Annotated in this window: 8 protein-coding genes and 1 pseudogene; 4 read left to right on the top strand and 5 right to left on the bottom strand. The window is 62.9% G+C overall.

From position 1 onward, the window contains the following. The first annotated feature begins 61 nt into the window (after positions 1-61). The 3 genes from IPK70_11745 to IPK70_11735 are packed head-to-tail and all read left to right on the top strand — an operon-like array spanning position 62 to position 2,614. Positions 62-1,048, top strand: a complete 987-nt coding sequence (locus tag IPK70_11745; protein MBK8227832.1) for a geranylgeranylglycerol-phosphate geranylgeranyltransferase — start codon at positions 62-64, stop codon at positions 1,046-1,048. Then, on the top strand, positions 1,045-1,653 hold the full coding sequence (gene maf, locus IPK70_11740) for a septum formation protein Maf (GenBank protein MBK8227831.1): 609 nt from the start codon (positions 1,045-1,047) through the stop codon (positions 1,651-1,653). Before IPK70_11745 ends, maf begins: the two co-directional genes overlap by 4 nt. 58 nt (positions 1,654-1,711) lie before the next feature. Further along, positions 1,712-2,614 carry a hypothetical protein gene (locus IPK70_11735; protein MBK8227830.1) on the top strand — a complete coding sequence of 301 codons (903 nt, stop codon included), beginning with the start codon at positions 1,712-1,714 and terminating at the stop codon, positions 2,612-2,614. Positions 2,615-2,619: 5 nt separating this feature from the next. On the opposite strand, the gene IPK70_11730 is transcribed toward IPK70_11735, so the two are convergent. After that, entirely contained in the window at positions 2,620-4,998 is a 2,379-nt protein-coding gene (locus tag IPK70_11730; protein ID MBK8227829.1) for a gliding motility-associated C-terminal domain-containing protein, read from the bottom strand. Positions 4,999-5,067: 69 nt separating this feature from the next. After that, complete coding sequence (locus tag IPK70_11725; GenBank protein ID MBK8227828.1) at positions 5,068-7,422, bottom strand: gliding motility-associated C-terminal domain-containing protein; 2,355 nt, start codon at positions 7,420-7,422, stop codon at positions 5,068-5,070. 111 nt (positions 7,423-7,533) lie between these two features. On the opposite strand from IPK70_11725, the pseudogene IPK70_11720 reads away from it, so the two are divergent. Beyond that, positions 7,534-8,808: pseudogene (locus tag IPK70_11720) on the top strand (aminotransferase class V-fold PLP-dependent enzyme). 7 nt (positions 8,809-8,815) lie between these two features. Here the strand turns inward: IPK70_11720 and IPK70_11715 are convergent. The 3 genes from IPK70_11715 to IPK70_11705 all read right to left on the bottom strand — a co-directional run bounded on the left by IPK70_11715 (position 8,816) and on the right by IPK70_11705 (position 15,768). Continuing rightward, a complete protein-coding gene (locus tag IPK70_11715) occupies positions 8,816-10,312 on the bottom strand; it encodes a gliding motility-associated C-terminal domain-containing protein (protein MBK8227827.1) in 1,497 nt (498 codons plus the stop codon). Positions 10,313-10,477: 165 nt separating this feature from the next. After that, a complete protein-coding gene (locus IPK70_11710) occupies positions 10,478-11,512 on the bottom strand; it encodes a T9SS type A sorting domain-containing protein (GenBank protein MBK8227826.1) in 1,035 nt (344 codons plus the stop codon). Continuing rightward, positions 11,494-15,768: a hypothetical protein gene (locus IPK70_11705; protein MBK8227825.1), complete on the bottom strand. Its 4,275-nt coding sequence runs from the start codon at positions 15,766-15,768 to the stop codon at positions 11,494-11,496. The genes IPK70_11710 and IPK70_11705 overlap by 19 nt, the downstream gene beginning before the upstream one ends. Between the last annotated feature and the right edge of the window lie 121 nt (positions 15,769-15,889).

Below are 15,889 nucleotides of genomic sequence, written 5' to 3'. Positions count from 1 at the left end.
GAAGAGGACCTGCCCGATGCTCGATCTGATACGCCTATCGCGCCCTTTGAACCTGCTGATCATGGCGCTCACCATGGCGCTGATCCGATACGGCCTGGTGCTGGGCTACCTCGAGCGTGGCCTGAAACAGCTATTGCAGGAAGCGGGCGGTGGCATCACCCGTGCCCAGATCAGCGTGGAACCGGGCTTCGGCCCGCAATTGCCGCTCTGGCTCTTCGTGCTGCTCGTGCTCAGCGTGGTGCTCATCGGCGCGGCGGGCAACATCATCAACGACTACTTCGACACCCGCATCGACCGGATCAACCGGCCGGGCACCGTGATCGTGGGCCGCAGCGTGAAGCGGCGGGTGGCCATGGCAGCGCATCTGGTGCTGAGCAGTGCGGGCCTTCTCTGCGGCGCGATCGTTGCCTGGCGGACCGGCCAGTGGCCACTGCTCGTCATCCCAGCGTTCGCCATCGGCGCATTGTGGACGTACAGCACCAGCTTCAAGCGGCAGCTCATCATCGGCAATGGCACCGTGGCCGTGCTCACCGCGCTGGTGCCGCTCACCGTCGGCCTGTACGAGATCCCCGCGCTGCAACGCTCCTTCGCGGCCCATAGCACCGTGATCCTGCCTGGCGATGCCCGCTATGAGATGGAGGGCACCTTCACCGAGCTCTGGTGGTGGGTATTGGGCTTCACGGCCTTCGCGTTCCTCTCCTCGCTGGTTCGCGAACTGCAGAAGGACATGGCCGATGTGAAAGGCGATGCCGCCCACGGCTGCCGCACCATCCCCATCGCTTGGGGCATTCAATGGGCCAAAGCGCTCACGCTCGCTTACATCGCCATGCTGATCCTCGCATTGCTCGCCGTGCACATGCTGGTGCCTGCGCTGCACGGCAACATGGCCTACTGGTACATCCAGCTCGGGATCATTGCGCCATTGCTGCTTTCGGCGGCCTTCACATACAACGCTGCCACGCGCGAAGAGCACAATCGCGCTGGCGCCCTGATGAAGGTGGCCATGGTGATGGGGGCCGGCTTCGCCGCACTGATCAGGTTCTTATGATGCACGCACCTCCGCTCTTCCCATGGCGTTTGATCCTCGCCTCGGCCTCACCCCGTCGGCGACAGCTCCTGCAAGGACTCGACCTGCCCGTGGAGATCACCAGCACGGATGTGGACGAGACTCCACCCGCTGGGATGCCGGACGATCAGGTGGCCGAGCACCTCGCTCGCAAGAAAGCCGATGCATGGAACGGCTCGCTCGCTCCGGATCAAGTGCTCATCACCGCTGATACCACGGTGCTGCTCGATGATGCATCTGGTCCTCATCTATTGAACAAGCCAGTGGACGACGCCGATGCGCGCCGCATGCTCGCTCTGATCTCCGGGCGTTCGCATCGCGTGGTCACCGGCGTTTGCCTGCGCACCAGCAACGGCATGTTCAGCTTCGCCGACATCGCCGTGGTTCGCTTCCGCGCGCTGTCGCCAGCCGAGATCGCATATTACGTGGAACGGCACAAGCCCCTGGACAAGGCAGGCGCTTACGGCGTGCAGGATTGGATCGGCTATACCGCGGTCGAGCGGATCGACGGCAGCTTCTACACCGTGATGGGCCTGCCCATGCACCGGGTGTACCTGGCTTTGCGCGATCTCCCCGAACCCGGGTGACCAGCGTCACCGGTAACGTCTGAATCATGCCGAACTTCCAGCGCTCAAACGAACTGCCATGAACCGCTCCATCCTGCTATTCACCGCTGCGTGCATGCTCTCCGCATCCCAGGCCGACGCTCAGAAAGGCAACTCCACCCAAGAGGGCTACGCGCTCTCGTGGGACAAGGCCATCGCGGTGGTGCCTGACAGCCTGCAGAACGGCGTGTTCAGATTGTCCGCATGGACCATCGCCGTGCATGAGGCCGATGCCGGCGACGTGATGGGCTGGTGGATGGCCGATATGCAAGCCGTAAGCAATGCGGTGACCAAGGGCAAGCCTGCAAAGGCGACAGGCCTGCGCGTGCCTCAGATGCCTGATGCTGCAATGGCCGCAGCGGCATCGGCCCAGGAGAAGAAAGCCAACCTCGTGAAGCTCACCGTGGCCTTCGCCGTGAATGACTCCACGCCAGTGGAAACGACGGACGGCCAGGAGGCGTACATGCGCGCATTGGCCGTGAAATACAACCGGGCCGTGGTGCAGTCGCAGATCGCAGCGTATGAGAAGCAGCTCTCCAGAGCGGGCGACAAGCTGGCCAGCACCAAAGGAGATGTGGCCAAGAGCCAGTCACGGATCACCAAGTCGAACGGCCAGCTCGAGAAGCTCAAAGCGAAGCGCGCCAAGGTCGAACGCGATAACGCGCACCTCACCGGTGACATCGCGGGCCGCGAGAAGAAGTTCGCGCTGAGCAATGATCCGAAGGACCTGCAGAAGCTCACGAAGGCACGGGAGAAGCTGGCCAAGGGCGAATCCTCATTGGCGAAGCTGATGCAGCAGGAGGCCAAGGTGCAGGGCGATATCGCCAAAGAGCAGGGCCGCTTGGAGAGCACTGCCGGCAAAGCCGAGGACCGCGGCGCCACGAAGGAAGAAGTGCAGCGCGTGGTGGATGCGCTCAAGCGCAAGCACGATTCGATCCAGTAGGCTGATCAGCGCAGCAGCGCGACGTGGCCTGAGCGCTCCTGCACCTTGCCTGCGGTATCGCGCAGGCGCAGGCGCCAGGGATAAACGCCAATGGGCACCTCCCCATTGGCCGCGCCGTCCCAGAAGGCTTGTTTCTCATTGCCCCGGTATAGCTCACCGCCCCAGCGATCGAAGACCACCAGCTCGAATTCGCGCGGAAGGCCCACGGTCGTGATGGCGCCCCATAGATCATTGTACCCGTCGCCGTTCGGCGTGAAGGCATTGGGGATGTACACCGCGAACTCGTCTTCCACGCACACCTCCACCACCGCGGATGATGAGCAGCCTTCAGCATTCAGCACCAGCAACCGCACCGGGAAGCAGCCCACCTCGCCATAGGCGAAGGCCGCATCATAGCCCGAACTCGTGCTGTCCGACGGATCACCGAAGCTCCATAGCACGCTATCGGCCCCCATGGACCGATTGATGAACTGGATCAAGGGCTCCTTGATCGTGGTCACGGGCGGAACTGCGCTGAAAGCCGCAGTGGGCGATTGGATGGCATGCACGGCCTCCGCGTAGACCCATGTCCCACTGCAGCCACTGGCATCGGCGCGGGTGAGGCGCACATCGAACACGCCGCCGCTGCTGTAGCAATGCCGGATGCTCGGACCGCCGGTGATCACCGTGCCGTCGCCCAGATCCCACGTGAAGCTGCCCTCCTCTGCATCTGCGAAGAAGCTGGCGCAATGCGGCGTGCAGCCCAAGGTGTCGATCACGGTGAAGGTGGGCGTTCCCGCATCGCCCACTTCGACCTGCACGGCGAAGGGTTCCGAGGCGCAGCCATTCGCATCGGTGGCGATCACGCTGAATGCAGTGCTCATGAGCGGCGATACCTGAGGGCCGTCGGGGCTCCACGCATAGGCATAGCCCGGTGTTCCCCCGCTGGCGACGGCGGACAATGTGATAGCATCGCCAATGCAAATGCTCACGGTATCATCGGCTATGATGTTCAATGGTGATGGCTCCGTGACGGCCGCACTGGCAGAAGCGCTGCAGCCATTGGCATCGGTCACGGTGCAGGTATAAGTGCCCGCGACCAGGCCCGCCGCCGTGGCGTTGCTTCCGCCCGATGGCGACCATGCGAAGGTGAAGGGCGCGGTGCCCGCGCTCACGTTGGCTGTCGCTGATCCATCGGAGAACCCGGAACAGGAGGCTGCTGCAGCACTGGCGCTCACCACCGGAGCCGCTGGAGGTTGATCCAATGTCACGATGGCCCCCGTAGGGCATGTGCCCGCTCCACCGGTCACATTCAGGTCGTAAGTGCCCGCGTCGAGCCCGCTGATGCTGCCGGCATTGCTGCCAACCGGATTCCATAAGAAAGTGAGAGGTCCTGCCGCATTCGTGACGATCGCCTCCAGTGCTCCATCCCCGCCAGCGCAGGTGGGCTGCGTGGCATTCACCTCCAAGCCGAGGATGGTCAGGCCGATGGTGGTGACTTGCGGAGAGCGGCAATCGAAGAAACGCGTGAAGGTCACCGTGTAGGTGCCCGGGGCGCTGAAGATGTGCGAAGGCGCGAGCAGATCACTCGTATTGCCAGCACCGGAAGCGGGGTCCCCGAAATCCCAGAGCCAGGAAGTGGAGCAGGTCTGCACATCCTCGATGACCAGCTCATTGCCAAAGCACTCGGACTGGATCGCCGTGGGCTCATCGGGTTTCTCGCCGATGTGCACATCGTCGATCGCGATGCCATCGTAGCTGTTGCAGGTGGTGCCCGCACCGAAGATGAAACGGAACTTCACGCTCGGTTCGCCAGCGAGGAATGACAGGCAGTGCGAGGCCGTCACCCATCCTGCGCTGCCTTGCCCGCCGGCACAGCTGCCTTGGGTGGCGCCGAGGCGACCGCTCCAACCCTGCTTCGGATTCGCGAGGTTCAGGTTGTTGATGTTGGTGGTGTTGAACCAGTTCTGATCGAAGCAGCTCGGCGGATCATTCACCGAACCGACGTTCGACCATGTCTGGCCCTGATCGAGGGAGTACTGGAAACCGAGACCGTCGTAGGTGCGCTCGCACTCCCAGAAGATCTTGAACGATACGTATGGATAGGGCAATGCGCTGAAGTCGAAGCAGGGGCCTTCGAGCCAGCTCTGTTCACCGTAGTTGTAGAATGAGCCGGTGAGGCCGCCCACCACCCAGGCATTGTCGCCCCCGCCCGCACCATTGATCGCTGGTTTGTTCGGAGCGCCCCAAGCCCAATCGCTGCTGGCACCTCCGGCCACCCACGACGGACCCGCCTCGAACCCTTGGTCGTACGGGAAAGAGGAGATCGTGACAGGGCATTGGCCCCATGCGGCGCTCACCCCTGCAAGAAGCAGGATCAGGATCGCCGGTCGCATCTTCCGCATCGCGTGCAAAGGACGGGGATCGGGGGCGGCCCGGCGCTTCCCCATTTGCCAAAACGCGTTGTGCCGGGATCAGCGCAGCAACGTGAGGCTACCCTTCATGCTGTGCTCCACGCCGTCAAAGCCGGTGGCCTCGAGCACCCAGAAATAGGTGCCCTCACTGCATGGCTCTCCCCCGAAAGTGCGGCCATCCCACGCTTGCTTGGCGCGCTGCAATCGAGCCACCTCCTGCCCGTAGCGGTTGAAGATGAAGACCTCGATGCGCTCGATGCCGATGGCGTCCAAGCGGAACTGATCGTTCACGCCATCGCCATTAGGCGTGAATACGTTCGGCACTTCCACCATGCTCGGTACGATGTCGCCCTCGCCCACCACCACGATGGCGGAGGCAGTGGCCACGCAGCCCTGCGCAGATACCGTGAGCGTTACAGTATAGGAGCCATCATCCAAGTAGGTATGCGTCGGTTCGAAATCAGCGCTGGTGCCTCCATCACCGAATTGCCAGGACATCGCGCCGTTGGCGGGCGAACTCGAATTCGTGAAGCTCACATCGAGGGGTGGATCACCGAAGGCAGGAACGGCAGTGAACGACGCGCTGACCACGATCACATTCACGGTGATCTGCGCGGAGCCGGTGCCGCAGCTGTTCGTTCCGGTCACGGAATAGGTCCCGGCCTGGTTCACGGTGATGGATTCCGTGACCTCCTGCGTGCTCCATGAATAGGTATCGGCACCGCTCGCTGTGAGCACCACGCTCTGGCCGGGGCAGACGTCCGTTGGCCCATCCGGCGTGACGATCACTGTTGGCCCGGCGGCTTGGGTCACCTCGATCTGCGCGCTGCCGGTCCCGCAGGCGTTGGAGCCTTGCACGCTGTACGTGCCCGGCGCCGAAACCGTGATGGATGCCGTGACTTCCGTCGTGCTCCATGCATAGTTGTCTGCTCCGCTCGCGGTGAGCACCACGCTCTGCCCGGGGCAGATGTCCGTTGGCCCATCCGGCGTGATGATCACCGTCGGTCCAGCCGATTGGGTCACCTCGATCTGCGCGCTGCCCGTGCCGCAAGCGTTGGTGCCTTGCACGCTGTAGGTGCCGGGCGCTGAGACCGTGATGGCAGCGGTGACCTCGGTCGTGCTCCACAGGTACGTGTCGGCGCCGCTCGCCGTGAGCACCACGCTCTGCCCGGGGCAAAGCGCTGTGGGGCCATTCGGAGTGATGGAGACGGTTGGGCCGGCCGCCTGCGTCACTTCGACCTGCGCGTCACCTGTTCCGCATGCATTGGTTCCTTCCACGCTGTAGGTGCCGGGCGCCGAAACCGTGATGGATGCCGTGACCTCGCTCGTGCTCCATGAGTAGCTGTCGGCACCATTCGCCGTGAGCATGACGCTCTGCCCGGGGCAAAGCGCCGTTGGGCCATCTGCAGCGATCGTCACTAGCGGAGCCGCACCGCCGGGCAGGGTGTAATCGATGCAGATGGGCAAGCCGCAGGCGCCGAACGCGCAGAGCTGCACCACGACAGGCCCGACATCGCCTGCGCCAGCAGTGTAATTCGTGGTGAGCGAGGTTGGGTCATCGAAGCTGCCTGTGCCGCCCTGCCAGAGCACGCTCACCACATCGGTGCCCGAAACACTCCCCACCAGCTGCACATTGCCTGCTCCGTTGCAGATGCTCCCATCCACATCGATCACGCTCACCAGCGTAGGCTCGAAAGGCGCCTGGCAGCCGTAGTTCACATAGGTCACCGTGGGGGTGCCTGGCCAACTGAATTGCGCGGTGGCCCCATCGTTCTCCGCGCTCGCGCCGCCGTAGGTGCCGAAAACGTTCACGAGCTGAGCGCGATCGTAGACGGCCGTATCGGCGCAGCCGGTGGGCAGGTAAATGAGGATCAGGGTGCGAAGGCTCTCGGCGCCCACGGGCGTTGGGCTGATGGCCGCCCCGTTGTTGTGGTTGGCGAAATGGCCGCTGGTGTTGCCCGGCGCTTGGAACACGATGTAGAGCGTATCGCTCAGGTTCGCGAAGGAGTTCGCAGCGGTGCACATCATCGTGCTGGTGACCATGAGCACCTGGCTGCCCGGGGGAATCACGCCAGCCGGCGGCTCCAGCAACCAGCCGCAACCTTGGATGGCGGCGTTCAGCGAATCGGTGAGGGCCGCGGTCATGGCGTCCTGCACGAGCCCGTTCCAACTGTTGTTGGGCCAATCGGCTTCCAGCTCACTCAAGGCGATGGGCTGCGGCCCAGTGCGGAAGCGCACCATCTCGTTCTGACCTTCGGAAGCGCCGGGGCATTGGGCCAGGTCGATGCAGGCATCCACCAGGATGCTCTCGATCTCGAGGCATTGCGCGGGGACCTGAGCCAACGCGGCAGGGGCGCCGATGAGCGCTGAGGCGATCGCAGGGAACAGCCAGATCCGTAGGGTCGGGAGCATCATCGCACGGCAGTTGCGAACAAAGGTCGCCCCGCTCCCTCCCCTGCCGTGTCCGCCTTCGGAGCTCGATGCTAACAAGGTTATCCGCATTGCTGCGCCCAATACATTCGGTGCATGACCGACCGCCGCAGCTTCATCCGCCAGAGCGCCGCCTTGCTAGGCGGGCTGGCCCTGCACCAGCGCCTCGATGCCGCCTTCCCTGGAATCGGCCCTGGCCCGGCACCCAGCGGTGATGCCGAGGAATTCTGGCGCCAGGTGCGGGCCTCCTTCGCCTGCAGCCCTACCCTGATCAACCTCAATAATGGCGGCGTTTGCCCGGCACCGCGCGCGGCCATGGAAGCGCTCGACCACTACAACCGCATGTGCAATGAAGCGCCGAGCTACTACATGTGGCGGATCCTTGATCAGGATCGGGAGCCGTTGCGCATGAACTTGGCGCGGCTGGCCGGCTGCTCCAAGGACGAGCTCGCGCTATGCCGCAATGCCACCGAAGCGCTCAACACGGTCATTTTCGGCTTGCCGTTGAAGCCCGGCGACGAGGTGGTGGTGAGCACGCACGATTACCCCAACATGGCCAATGCCTGGAAGCAGCGCGCGCTGCGCGATGGGGTGAAACTCGTGCATGCCGACCCGCAGCTGCCGTAGGAGGATGAAGAAGCGATGGCACAGGCGTTCATCAGCAGGTTCTCTCCCAGGACCAAGCTGGTCCACATCACGCACGTGGTCAATTGGAACGGCCAGGTGCTGCCTGTTCGCCGGATCGCCGACGCCGCGCATGCCCGGGGGATCGAGGTGCTCGTTGATGCGGCCCACTCCTTCGCCCTGCTCGATTACAGCATCCCCGAGCTCGGCGCCGATTACTGGGGCACCAGCCTGCACAAGTGGCTCTGCGCCCCCTTCGGCAATGGCCTGCTGTGGATCAAGGGGGAGAAGGTGGGCAAGGTGTGGCCGCTGCTCAGCAACGACAAGCCACAGAGCGGCGATATCCGCAAGTTCGAGAGCCTGGGCACGCGCAGCTTCCCCATCGAGATGGCCACGGGCTACTCGCTGGACCTGCACGAGCTGATCGGCGCGCAACGCAAGCAGGAGCGGCTTCATTACCTGAAGGACTATTGGATGGAACAGGTGAAGGGATTGCCCGGCCTCTTCCTCAAGACCTCACAGGATCCGCGCTTCAGCTGCGCCATAGGCGTATTCGGCATGGACGGGAAGAAGGCAACGGCCATCAGCGAAGAGCTCTTCGCGAAGTGGAAGATCCACACCGTGGCCATCGAGCGCGAGGGCCAGCCGGGAATTGAAGCTGCGTACAACCACGTGCGGGTCACGCCCAACGTGTACACGACGACAACCGAATTGGACCGGCTCGTGGAAGCCATCCGCAGCCTCTAGCGCCGCGTCACCGGAAAAGCGTGACGTGCCCTTGCTTCACGATCTCGTTCGTGGTCGAGCACGGATCGCGCATCTTCATGGTGTACACGTAAACGCCCATCGGGATGCCGCTCGCATCCCACTGCTCCTGCGGGTTGTTGGTGACCCATATGCTCTCGCCCCATCGATTGAACATCCTCAGCTCATAGCCCAGCTCAGGGATATCCACGCGCACCGGCCACGTGTCATTGATCCCGTCGTTGTTTGGGGTGAAGGCATTCGCGAGGAAGAGCGTGGGCTCCGTTCGCACATCGACGATGGTGGTCGTGGTGTCGTTGCAGCCGTTGGCTTGCGTGGCGAAGAGCGTGTAGGGATAGAAGTCGTAAAGGCCGTGGTCCCATTGGATGAAGCCGGTGCAATCGTGGGTGACCAGGCTATCGCCGATGTAGAATGCGCAGCTGTCGGCTGTTAGGCTGCCCAAGGAGATCTCGACGATGGGCGTGCAGGGGATCTGGCGCGCGGTGAACACCGCGGGTGTCTGCGCCACGATGAAGATGCTGTCGAGCACGGGCAGGTTCCCGCAGCCGGTCAAATCGAAGGCTTGGAGCGTGACATGCTGCCAGCCAGCATCGGGGAACGCGATCAGCGGGTCGCGGGCGTTGCTGTACCCGTCCACGCCCCAGGTCCACTCCAGCGAATCGCCATTGGTCGCCAATGTGTTCACGATGAAGGCCACGTTCTGGCAAGCGGTATCGACCATGAGGGGCACCGCGAAAGGCGGCACCAGCTCCGTTACGTCGACCGTCGCCGTTGCCACGCAATTCAGCACCGTGTCCGTGGCAGTGACGGTGATCGTGGCGTTGGTTCCTGGCGGGACCTGATAGGTTGAAAGCGTATCACCCGTGCCCCACTCGTAAATGTGCGGCTGGAAACCGAAGACGAGTTCGGTGGAGAGCAATGGCGCTTGGTTCGGGCAGTAGGCCAATGGCTCACCAATGATATTCACATCAGGATCCCCCAAGGTGGCCTCGATGTATGAAGGACAGCCAATGGGCGGCGAAATGAGCACGCCATAGACGCCGATGGGCAGATCGGTGATGGTGGTATTGGTCTCCACCGGATCATGCGTCCAGAACCAGATGAAGGGGCCGCCTGGGTTGAGCGTGAGCGTGATAGCGCCGTCGTCAGCGCCTGCGCAGCTCAAATCGGTCACATCGAGCGTCCCGAGCGGCGGAACGACCGGGTCGGTAACGACCACGTCGATGATGGTGTCACAATCGAATCCAGTGACCTCCACCGTGTAGACGCCAGCAATGAGATTGTTGGCGGTGGCATCCGTGAGCAGCGCATCGTGCACCCATTCGTACAGGTAAGGGCCGCCAGATTGACTAACCACGGTGATGGCGCCATCGGCAAGGCCTGGGCAGGTGGGTGACGTCACCGAAACGGACACATCGCAAGGAGCGAACTGTGCCTGCGCACCGAGCGCAGCCATGACGGCCAAGGGGGCAAGGATCCGGCGCATTTGGACTAAGACGGCTGCGAAGATCGCATTCGGCGCCTAGAACACGCACCTATGGCTAAATGATCGCTCACCACGATCTGTGAGAAAGCACCGCCCCCCGCACGTCCCGGTCGGAGGACCGGGGGTGCGGGGGGCGGGTTTCGGTCCGGGGCCAAGCCCCGGATCTTACTTCTGGATCACCAGGCGCTCGGTGTGGATCGCGCTGCCGGCCGCGATATTCACCAGGTACATGCCGTTGGCCAGCTCCCCGTTCAGGGCGATGGCGGTGTTCACGTAGCCGTCCTGCACCCCGATGGTGCGCTGGGCCACGCGCTTGCCGAAGCTGTCGTAGATGTCCACGTTGATGGACTCCACGCCCTCCTCAACGCTGCTCAGGCTCAAGAAGAGCTGATCGCCGTTGTTGGGGTTCGGGTACATCGCCACGCGGGCCTCGCTCGTCGCGGTGCTGCCGCCCTCTTCAGCCATGCCGAAGCTGCAGGTGGTGGTGAGCAGGCAGATGTCGCCGTAGGGGTCGCTGCTGTGGCACCAGGTGGAGCCATTGTCGAAGCTGGCGCGCACATCCACCTCGTAGGTCTTGCCGCAGGTGAGGCCGTTGGTGTTCACCCAGTACTGCCCGGTGGCGCTGGTCTTCACGATGGTGATGAACTCAGCCGGGATCCGGAAGCGGAACTGGTAGCGGTTCGCGTTCACCCAGTTGCAGTTGTTGTTCATGCGGCGCACGGGCTTGGCATGGACATACACGTTGGTGCCGATCGTACGGCTCTGTCCGCAGCTCAGGTACTGGTTGCCGGGCAGGTCCATGAGCTTGGTGCGGGGGCACTGGGCCTCCGTGCTGTTCACCACCAGGCGGCAGGCAGGGCCCCAGTTGTTGTAGGTGCCGTTCACGCGGCCGCGCACCTTCACGTTGTAGAAACCGCCCTCCACCAATTGGTTGCCGGTCCATGCGTTGAGCTGGAAGTGGGCCGCGCGGGTTGCGCTGGCCGGGAGGCCGTTGCTCGTGTTGTGGCTCTGGAAGCGCTTGAAGCTGTATCCGCCATTGGGCGTATACCACCACATCTGGTAGCCGCTGTTGGCGTTGTTCACGCCGTACTCATCGCTCACGTCCTGGTTGGCATTGGCCACCACGAACTCGCCGCCGCAGGGGCTGATCTTCCAGTCGCGCCGGTCGCAGCTGGTGAAGATCAGGCGGTCGGTGCCCACGGGCAGGCAGAAGCCTTCGTTGGCAGCGATCGGCTGGTGCTTCCGCTGGTGAAGCCGCCTTCGCCGAAGGTGCCGTAGAGGTTATCGATCAGGCGCACGCTGCTGTTGATCTTCAGCAGGTAGCCGCCGTTCACGATGCCGTCGCCGCCAGCGTCAGTGACCACGATGTAGAAGCAGCCATCGGGCAGGCAGGTGGCCTCTGAGCCGTTGCCGACCAACGCACCGCCGCCACTCTTGGCGATCAGGTTAGTGCCTTGCTCATAGATCACCCAGGTGAGGTCATCCACGCCGTCGGCTTGGTAAACGAAATCGAGATCCGTCGTGCACACCTGACCAGCGCAAGCGCAACTGCCGTTGATGTAGTCAAGCGCGGTCTGACCATCCCCATCGTCGCAGGGATCGCCGATTTCACCCGGCAAGCTCGGGCAGCTATCATCGCAATCCGTGATCAGGTCGCCGTCGGTGTCCGTGAGGTCGGGATTCACCGTCACGTTGGCTGTAGTGAAGCAGCCCGTAATGGGATTCGTAGCAGTTACCGTGAAGGTGGTGGGTGCCGGGCTAACAGCAACGCCGGTTGGGTTCTGGACACCACTTGTGAAATAGGCTGGAGAAGAAACCCAACTGAACGTCGGCAGCGGTGTGCCACTGACCGTCACGTTGTCGAGCGTCCAATACCAATCCCATGTAGCACGGTAACGGAATCGCACAATAACGTTGCTCTGGCCCGCAAAGGCATTCAAGCTCACGTTTGCATTCACCATGACCGCAGGAGTACCCAACGTGGTCGTGAAGGCTTGGGCAATGGCCCAGGTGGCGCCGCCATTCGTCGAGACCTCGACCACGGCGCTATCACCGGTATCACCGATGTCTCGGTAGTAATGCCACATACTCAGGCTAGCCGCAGAGAATCCGGCAAGGCTGAAAGAAGGGCTGATGAGCTCTGTGGCCGTAGCCGATACCGGGGTGTTCGTCTGAGCATCACTGTTCGTCATGTAGAACTGCGAGGCATCGTTGCTGTTGTACGTGGTCGAGCTATAGACATAGCCGTTAGGTCGGAGCGTCCAAGCGGCATTCGCAGGCACGCCTCCCGTGCTATTGTTCACCGTGGTCCATCCTGCTGCAACACCATTGAAGTTCTCGGCAAGGATCGTAGAACTGCCGCTGGCAAATCCTGTGCTTGAGAGATCCACCAAGTCGCCAGCGCATACGATGAGGTCAGTGGCGTTGGCTGTTACACCCGTCGGATTCGGATTCACCGTGACGTTCACGATGACCGGTGCACTGGTGCAGCTGCCCAAGGTGCTGGTGAAAGTGAAGGCACCGCTGTTGGCGAGGGTCGCGCTCAGGATGCTCTCATCCTCATTGCTTCCGCCACCGTAGCCGGGGCCGGTCCACGAGTAGCTGGTGCCGATGCCGCCATTGCCATCGAGGTTCAGCGTCTGGCCTTCGCAGACCGGGCTGTTGCTGGTGGCGCTCGCCACTGGGGTGGGATCCACCACCAAGGTGAACTCCGCGGTTTGCACGGTGCTGCCGCCCGGGCTGGTGCAGGTCACATCGCACACGTAGTAGTAGGTGCCTGCGGCCATCACGCCGGTGGCTTGCGTGGATGCCGTGCCCAAGGTGGTGCCGTAAGGCCCGCCCGAGGTGGTGCCCATGCGCCACTGGTAAATGATGCCGAGACCGGTGCTGTGGCCGCTCAGGCTTAGCGTGGTGCCCGTGCCCGCGCAGATCGGCGAAGTGCCACCGATGGTTCCAGCGGTCGGCGCTCCAACGCAAGCCAAGGGGTTGAGGCCTTCGAATTCATCGGCACCGATGTCCGGACCACTTCCCGTGCCCGCATAACCAGGATTGCCCTGGCGAACGTTGTCGTCATAGTCGTTCGTGATGCCCGCGATGTTGGCACCAGCGCTTTCGGCAAGCGTGCTGGTGGCAGGCGCGAAGTGCAGGAAGTCCGACGCGCCGCAGCTCGTGCTCGCGAAGGTCGGGTTCTCCGTCACGGAGTTCGCATCACGCGCTGTCACGAACGGCTGGTAGTTCAGCGCGAAGTCTTGCAGCAGGTTGGTGCCATCGCTGAAGATCAGGTTCTGCGGGCCGGGCACACCTGCGTAGAACAGGTTGCGGTCCGAAGCGGCCTGATAGCTCGTGAGCGTGGTGGTGCTCCGACGGTAGGCAACGACCAGGCCTGCGCCGGTCGGCGTGCTGTTGTTCACCAGGATGTTGTTGCGCAGGGTGAGCGCAGGCGTGGTGCTCGCGCTGAGCGCCGAGGTGCCGAACAATGCACCCGTGCTCAAGGCGTTCAAGTAAACCGTGTTGTAGTCCACGTTGGCCGTGGTGCCGCCCGTGATGTTGATGCCCACCACCGGGTTCGCGGCATTCGCGATCGGAGCGCGCAGGTCGCCGATGGTGTTGTTGCGGATGTTCGCAGTCGTGCCGGCGCTGTTGATGATGCCGTTCACGGTGCTCGAAGCGTTGCTGCCCTCGATGTTGCACACCTTGTTGCGCTCCACGGTCTGCGTGGTGCCGCCTGAGATCACGATACCCGAGACCGCAGAAGCCCCGGTGGAGCTCAGGCCAGTGACCGCGTTGTTCCGGATGATCTGCGTGCCTGCGGTGCTCTCCAGGCCGATCACGGTGCCACCGCCACTGATGTTGCTGATGGTGTTGTTCGCCACCAGGTTGGTGTTCGCGGCAAGGCCGAAGCTGGAGGTCAGGCACGTGATGGTGCCGGTGCCGCCCACCCAGTTCGAGATGGTGTTGTTGGTGCAGGTCCTCGTCGGCGCGGTAGCGCTCCCGTCGGAGACGCGCACGATGCGCAGGGTGGTCGCGCCCGTAACCGTACCGTCGGAGAAGTTGTTGTTGATGAAGGTCTCCGTGCCGGTGTTCGAGGAGATGCCGAAGGAATCGTAACAGAACACCGTGCCTCCGCCCAGGGTCTTGGCGAAGCCGCCAACGATGGCGTTATCGTTGCAGGTGCTGCTAGCGCCCGCTGGGCGGGAAAGGTTGTTGCTGATCAACGAAACGTTGCCAGTGGTGTTCAACGAAAGGCTGAAGAACCCGTTCGCATTGATCGTCACGTTCTGCTCGGCAACAGTGTTGCTGATGGCCGTGTACGCGCCTGTGCCCGGCACGGTCCATCCTGTGCCGAGGAAATCGTTGTTGATGATGTTGAGCGTGTTGAACGCGCTTCCGGTCTCGTCAGCGATGCCGAACATGGCCCCGCCGGCGGCACCGTGCTGAAGCCCGATAGCATTATCGTTGATGGAGCTCGTCCAGGAGCCCGAGGTAGGAGCAGCGCTCTGGCGGTAGTAGATGCCGCGCAGGGTGGAGGTCACTGTGACCCCGCCGACAGAGCTGAAGATAGAATTCCAGCTCACGTTCGCATTCAATTGGTTGGTGATCTGGATGCCGTTCACGGTGCCGCTCACCCCGGTGTAGCTCGAGAAGGTGCCGGTGGTGCCGAAGTTGGTGATGGTGTTGCCCAGGTTGCCCACAGGCCCCACTGTACCGCCGATGTCCAGGCCCTGCGCATAGTTCGCGAAAGTGGTGGCGCCGTTCGCGCAGATACCGGTGTTCACGTCGGTGATCTGGTTGCCGTAGATGCGCAGGTTGTTGTGCGCGCCGGTGGGCGCCGTGGCTTGCGCTGCCCCCAGCACCGTAGCCGTGTGCTGCGAGGTGGCGTAGATCCCGAAGGTGTTCTGGTAGGTGCGGTTCAGGTCGATCGTGTTGTTCTGGATCGTGATGTTCTGCGCGCCATCCGTGGTGGTGGCATAGAACACGGCCACGCCGAACTCCGTCATGTTGTTCGACCCCGCAGTGGTCACGATGTTCGCCGGGTCCTCCAGCATCGTGAAGTTCTCGATGGTGATGTAGTCACCGCCGATGATCTCGAAGATGGCATCGTGCAGCGAACCCACGACTAGCGCAGTGCTCGAGGTGATGGTGTTCCCGCTGCCTGCGATCGTGATGGTGTTCGTGGCATCACCGGTAGCCGTGATGGTGTAGCCACCAGCTGGCGCCGTTTGCGGATTCGCGGGGTCGAGCGTGATAACGGTCGGGCTCGTCGCTGTGCCAACGCCGTTAAGCGCGGTGATGGCCGTGGCGAGGTCGGGGTAGCTGAGGGCGAGGCCAGAGCCACCGTTGGTGGTCACCTGCGCATTGGTCTGCGTGCCTAAGAGCGCAATTGCTGCGCCCAGAAGGCCCGCTTTGCACCACCGCGAGAATCGCGTGGCGCGCGTCGAAGTATTCCGACAATTCATTTGAACGGGTTTTGGGTTAGGGTTCAGGAGTTGGTTGGCAGCTTCCGTAGTGCCGAACGGGCAAGGCCGGTGAGGCCTGTTGGTATGGCATGCCTGCTTCCGCGTGGCGATGCCCAAGGGT

The organism is Flavobacteriales bacterium, from assembly GCA_016712535.1.
Classification (GTDB): Bacteria; Bacteroidota; Bacteroidia; order Flavobacteriales_F; family PHOS-HE28; genus PHOS-HE28.
Note: the sequence above shows the minus strand (reverse complement) of the source record. Positions and strands in the feature narration are given on the sequence as shown.

Excerpts from the sequence above, each read along its gene's own strand:
- IPK70_11715 (MBK8227827.1), bottom strand. The coding sequence starts at position 10,312 with ATGCGCCGGATCCTTGCCCCCTTGGCCGTCATGGCTGCGCTCGGTGCG.
- IPK70_11735 (MBK8227830.1), top strand. The coding sequence starts at position 1,712 with ATGAACCGCTCCATCCTGCTATTCACCGCTGCGTGCATGCTCTCCGCA.
- IPK70_11730 (MBK8227829.1), bottom strand. The coding sequence starts at position 4,998 with ATGCGGAAGATGCGACCGGCGATCCTGATCCTGCTTCTTGCAGGGGTG.
- IPK70_11725 (MBK8227828.1), bottom strand. The coding sequence starts at position 7,422 with ATGATGCTCCCGACCCTACGGATCTGGCTGTTCCCTGCGATCGCCTCA.
- IPK70_11745 (MBK8227832.1), top strand. The coding sequence starts at position 62 with ATGGCGCTCACCATGGCGCTGATCCGATACGGCCTGGTGCTGGGCTAC.
- maf (MBK8227831.1), top strand. The coding sequence starts at position 1,045 with ATGATGCACGCACCTCCGCTCTTCCCATGGCGTTTGATCCTCGCCTCG.
- IPK70_11705 (MBK8227825.1), bottom strand. The coding sequence starts at position 15,768 with ATGAATTGTCGGAATACTTCGACGCGCGCCACGCGATTCTCGCGGTGG.